Annotated in this window: 5 protein-coding genes; 4 read left to right on the top strand and 1 reads right to left on the bottom strand. The window is 74.7% G+C overall.

Going from position 1 to position 5,229, the window contains the following annotated elements:
- Positions 1 to 85: 85 nt before the first annotated feature.
- Positions 86 to 1,042: a 1-aminocyclopropane-1-carboxylate deaminase/D-cysteine desulfhydrase gene (locus tag L1885_RS23030; protein ID WP_235799088.1), complete on the top strand. Its 957-nt coding sequence runs from the start codon at positions 86 to 88 to the stop codon at positions 1,040 to 1,042.
- Between the two features lie 210 nt (positions 1,043 to 1,252).
- Here L1885_RS23030 and L1885_RS23035 read toward each other — a convergent pair whose 3' ends face one another.
- Entirely contained in the window at positions 1,253 to 2,854 is a 1,602-nt protein-coding gene (locus L1885_RS23035) for a Na+/H+ antiporter (RefSeq protein ID WP_235799089.1), read from the bottom strand.
- 35 nt (positions 2,855 to 2,889) lie between these two features.
- Here L1885_RS23035 and L1885_RS23040 point away from each other — a divergent pair, with 35 nt between their 5' ends.
- The 3 genes from L1885_RS23040 to L1885_RS23050 all read left to right on the top strand — a co-directional run bounded on the left by L1885_RS23040 (position 2,890) and on the right by L1885_RS23050 (position 5,093).
- The gene (locus L1885_RS23040) at positions 2,890 to 3,150 is read left to right on the top strand and encodes a UBP-type zinc finger domain-containing protein (protein WP_235799090.1); all 261 of its coding nucleotides are present in this window, start codon (positions 2,890 to 2,892) and stop codon (positions 3,148 to 3,150) included.
- 429 nt (positions 3,151 to 3,579) lie between these two features.
- A complete protein-coding gene (locus tag L1885_RS23045; protein WP_209340699.1) occupies positions 3,580 to 3,993 on the top strand; it encodes an ATP-binding protein in 414 nt (137 codons plus the stop codon).
- On the top strand, positions 3,990 to 5,093 hold the full coding sequence (locus L1885_RS23050) for an RNA polymerase sigma factor SigF (protein WP_372482002.1): 1,104 nt from the start codon (positions 3,990 to 3,992) through the stop codon (positions 5,091 to 5,093). The genes L1885_RS23045 and L1885_RS23050 overlap by 4 nt, the downstream gene beginning before the upstream one ends.
- Positions 5,094 to 5,229: the final 136 nt, after the last annotated feature.

The raw sequence follows: 5,229 nt of genomic DNA on the forward strand, positions 1-5,229 counted from the left end.
GCCGGCCGCGCCCGGCGCCGCGCCCGTGTGTGCCGCCCGTGCTCCCCGCGCCGACGGCGCCGGCCGCGGGACGGACAATGCGGGGGTGACACCGACCGACGGGCCCGGCCCCGATGCCCTGGCGCCCGCGCTGCGGCCGCGCATCCCCTCCCCCCTCCAGCCGGTCGCGGACAGACACTTCGACGCATCCGGCGTACGCCTTCTGCTCAAGCGCGACGACCTGATCCATCCGGAAGTACCGGGCAACAAGTGGCGCAAGCTGGCACCGAACCTGTCCGCGGCCCGGTCCGCGGGCGCCGACACGCTCGTGACCTTCGGCGGCGCGTACTCCAACCACCTGCGCGCCACGGCGGCGGCGGGCCGCCTGCTCGGGTTCGCCACGGTCGGGATCGTCCGCGGCGAGGAGCTGGCCGACGGGCCGCTCAACGACTCGCTCGCCCGGTGCGCCGCCGACGGGATGCTGCTGCGCTTCGTCGACCGCGCGTCCTACCGGCGCAAGGCGGAGCCCGAGGTGCTCGCGGCGCTCGTCGCGGACGCTCTCTCCGGCACCGGGCGCGGGCCCGAGTCCGCGTACGTCGTGCCGGAGGGCGGCAGCAACGCGGAGGCCGTGCGCGGCTGCGCGGAGCTGGGGCGGGAGCTGCGGGACGCCGCCGACGTCGTGGCCGTGGCCTGCGGCACCGGCGGGACGCTGGCCGGGCTCGCCGCGGGCCTCGGGCCCCGGCAGCGGGCGCTCGGCGTCGCGGTCCTGCGCGGCGGCTTCCTGGAGGGGGAGGTGCGCGCGTTCCAGACGGCCGCCTTCGGCGGGCCGAGGGGTTCCTGGCGCGTGGACGACCGCTTCCACGGCGGGGGGTTCGCCCGGAGCGGCCCGGAACTGGCCGCCTTCGCCGCCCGCTTCGAGCACGACCACGGGCTGCCGCTGGAACGGGTCTACGTCGCCAAACTGCTGCACGGTCTGACGGCGATGGCGGACGCGGGCGAGTTCGCGCCCGGCACGACGGTCGCCGCCGTCGTCACGGGTCCCGCGGACGCGCCTGCGCCGTGATCACCCGGTCCGGCCCGGCGAACGCAGCACGCAGGACGCAGCACGCAGCACGCAGCACGCAGCACGCAGCAGCGACCGTCACCCGTGCCGGACGGCCCGCCACGGGTGATCGCCCGCCCCGCGCGACGCCGAGCCGCGACCGCGTCCGACGAAGCCCGGCCTGCCGGCGCGGGACCCCTGGCGACGGCGCGTGCGCGGCGGCCGGCCCGCTCAGTCCCGCCCGTCCTCCCGGTAGGCCGCCGCCTCCTCCAGGTCCAGCCTGCGCAGCAGCGTGCGCATCATCTCGTCGTCGATGCTGCGCCGGTCCCGCAGCGAGACGAAGACCTCCCGCTCCGTCTCGATGACGTCCCGTGACAGCCGCGTGTAGGTGGCGTCCGCGGACTCGCCGGTCACCTCGTTGACACCGCCGAGCCGTTCCCACACGGAGTTCCTGCGCCGCTCGAGGACGGCCCGCAGCCGGGCCTGGAGGGGCTGCGGGAGCGCGTTGCGCTCGTCCGACAGCAGGGCGTCGAGCCGCCGCTCCGCGGCCCGCGACGCCTCGCTCTGCGCCTGCGCCTCGGCGAGCGTCTCGGCCTGGAGGTCGCGCGGCGGCAGGCGCAGCAGGCGGATCAGCGGCGGCAGCGTCAGCCCCTGCACGACGAGGGTGCCGATCACCGTGGTGAACGTCAGGAACAGCACCAGGTTCCGCCCGGGGAAGGGCGTTCCGTCGTGCATGCGCAGCGGGATCGAGAAGGCGATCGCCAGCGAGACCACTCCGCGCATCCCCGCCCAGCCGACGATCACCGGCGCCCGCCAGTTGGTGTCCGGCTCGCGGCCCCTGATGCGCTCGGAGAGCACCCGGGGCAGGAACGTCGAGGGGAAGACCCATACGAACCGCGCGACCACCACCACCACGAAGACGCCGATCGCGTAGAGGAACGCCTGGCCGACGCCGTAGCGGCCGAGGCCGCGCAGCACGAACGGCACCTGGAGCCCGATCAGCGCGAACACCGACGACTCCAGTACGAAGGCGACCATCTTCCAGACGGCGTGCTCCTGCAGCCGCGTCGCGAAGTCGACCTGTGTGTTGTGGTGCCCCAGGTAGAGGGCCACGACGACGACGGCGAGGACGCCGGACGCGCCGAACTGCTCGGCGAGCGCGTACGCGACGAACGGGATGAGCAGCGACAGGGTGTTCTGCAGCAGCGCCTCGCGCAGGTGGGTGCGCAGCCAGTGCAGCGGCACCATCAGCACGAGGCCGACGGCCACGCCGCCGCCCGAGGCGACCAGGAACTCCCGCAGCCCGCCGCCCCAGCTGGCGCCCTCGCCGACGGCGGCGGCGAGGGCGACCTTGTACGCGGTGATCGCCGTCGCGTCGTTGACCAGCGACTCGCCCTGCAGGATCGTCGTGATCCGGTGCGGGAGCCCCAGCCGCCGGGCGATCGCGGTGGCGGCGACCGCGTCGGGGGGCGCGATCACGGCGCCGAGGACCAGCGCGGTCGTCAGGGGGAGGGCGGGGACGAGCAGGTAGGCGACGTATCCCACCGCGAGCGTCGCGAACAGGACGTACCCGACGGACAGCAGCGCCACGGGCCGCGCGTTGGCGCGCAGGTCGAGGTACGAGGCGTCGACGGCGGAGGTGTACAGCAGCGGGGGCAGTATCAGCGGCAGCACGATGTGCGGGTCGAGCGCGTAGTCCGGCATTCCCGGGACGTAGGCGGCCAGCAGCCCCACCGCCACCAGCAGCAGCGGCGCGGGCACCGGCGTCCTGCGCGCCGCCCCCGCGACCGCGGCGCTCCCGGCCACCAGTCCCACCAGCGCCAATACGTCCATGCCGACTCCTCAACACCCGTCGTAACCTGGCCATCATGAGTGAGTGCACCCACGTCGCGGAACTGCCCCGCCCCGAGCCCGCCCCGCTGGCGGACACCTGCCGAGCGTGCCAGAGCGCGGGCAGCCATCCCGTTCAGCTGCGGATGTGCCTGGTGTGCGGGCTCGTGGGGTGCTGCGACTCCTCCGAGCACCAGCACGCCACCCGGCACTTCAAGGAGACTGGGCACGCGGTGATGCGGTCCTTCGAGCCGGGCGAGAGCTGGCGCTGGTGCTACCGGGACGGATCGATCGTCTGAGGGTGCGCGTCCGCCCGAGGGCGGGCCGGGTGCCGGTGGGGGTGCCGCGGGCACGCTCCCACCTCCGCCCGGACCGCCGGCCCGGCGGCCCGCCCCGGTGGGTCCGTCTCAGCCCTTGGAGGGGTTCCGCCGCCGCCCCGCGACGATCTCCGCCCCCGGAAGCGGTTCGGGTGGCCGTGAGGTGGGTACGTCAACGCTCCGCCGGACGTTCCCATTTGGGTCCCCGCACCCTTGGCGGGCTGAAGAGGCTTTCCGTGCTCAAGGACCTACCATGAGTGACACCGGTCGGCAGGGGCCCTGCGACAGGGCACTATGGAGCGCGGTAGCGTCGCCAGTCCAGACCGGCGCGTACGACCCACGTACCGCGTGGCCCCCGGTGCCCATGGCGCCGGGGAGCCCCGAAAAGCTTGTGCCACCTTGGAGGTGAGGGTGTCCCAGATCGCAGGCGAGCCCGGGATCCAGGACTTCGTGGAAGTCCGGTTGCCCGCTGCGGGTGCCTACCTGTCCGTGCTGCGTACGGCCACGGCCGGCCTCGCGGCGCGCTTGGACTTCACCCTCGACGAGATCGAGGACCTTCGCATCGCGGTGGACGAGGCGTGCGCGATCCTGCTCCAGCAGGCCGTGCCCGGCTCCGTCCTCAGCTGCGTCTTCCGGCTGATCGACGACTCCCTCGAGGTGACGGTCGCGGCGCCGACCACCGACGGGCGCGCCCCGGAGCGCGACACCTTCGCCTGGACGGTGCTGTCCGCCCTCGCGGGCAAGGTCGACTCCTCGGTGGCGGACGACCGCACCGTCTCCATCAGCCTGTACAAACAGCGCGGCGCGGGACCAGGACCGGCGTGAGCGACGGGGAGGGGCCGGTGCGTGACGAGGGACGCGTCGTCGGGGACGGCGCGGCGGGACACGCCGCACGGCCGGGCGGGCGTCCGGGGTCCACGGGGCGCGGCGCGCCTGCGGGGATACCGGAGCAGCAGGCCCGTCCCCATCCCGAGGACGGATCGGACGGCCACGGGGCCACGGGGGAGCAGGCGGAGCGGGCGGCCGGGATGAGCGAGAAGCAGGGCGACGAGAAGCCGGGCGTGCCGGCGTCCGAGGATGTGGAGCACGCGGGGCAGACCGCTCCCGCCGAGGCGGCGGTGGCCGCCGAGGCCGCGGAGCACCTCGAGCACGCGCGGCAGGTGCCCGACCCGAACGACCGCGGGGGCGCGCGCGCCCTCTTCGTGGAGCTGCGCTCCCTGCCCGACGGCTCCCCGGAGCGCGCCGACCTGCGCAACCGCCTCGTGCGGATGCACCTGCCGCTCGTCGAGCACCTGGCGCGCCGCTTCCGCAACCGCGGCGAACCGCTGGACGACCTGACGCAGGTCGCCACGATCGGGCTGATCAAGTCGGTGGACCGGTTCGACCCGGACCGGGGTGTCGAGTTCTCGACGTACGCGACACCGACGGTGGTCGGCGAGATCAAGCGGCACTTCCGGGACAAGGGCTGGGCCGTGCGCGTGCCCCGGCGCCTGCAGGAGCTGCGGCTCTCCCTGACGACGGCGACGGCGGAGCTGTCGCAGCAGCACGGCCGCTCCCCCACGGTGCACGAACTGGCCGAGCGGCTCGGGATCTCCGAGGAGGAGGTCCTGGAGGGCCTGGAGTCGGCCAACGCCTACTCGACGCTGTCCCTGGACGTCCCGGACACGGACGACGAGTCGCCCGCCGTGGCGGACACGCTCGGCGCCGAGGACGAGGCGCTGGAGGGCGTCGAGTACCGGGAGTCGCTCAAGCCGCTGCTGGAGGACCTGCCCCCGCGCGAGAAGCGGATCCTGCTGCTTCGCTTCTTCGGGAACATGACGCAGTCCCAGATCGCGCAGGAGGTCGGCATCTCGCAGATGCACGTCTCGCGCCTGCTGGCGCGCACGCTCGCGCAGCTGCGGGAACGGCTGCTCGTCGAGGAGTAGGCGAGGAGTGGTCGCGGTGCTCCGGGAGGAGCGGCCGGGAGCCGCCGCCGGCGCGCGTCCGGCGCGCGGTGCGGCGTACGGACGAGACGGCGCGGCCCCACCCGGGGTCGCGCCGTCGGCGCGCGGAGCGGGGGCG

Source organism: Streptomyces fuscigenes, assembly GCF_021556455.1.
Taxonomy (GTDB): Bacteria; Actinomycetota; Actinomycetes; order Streptomycetales; family Streptomycetaceae; genus Streptomyces; species Streptomyces fuscigenes.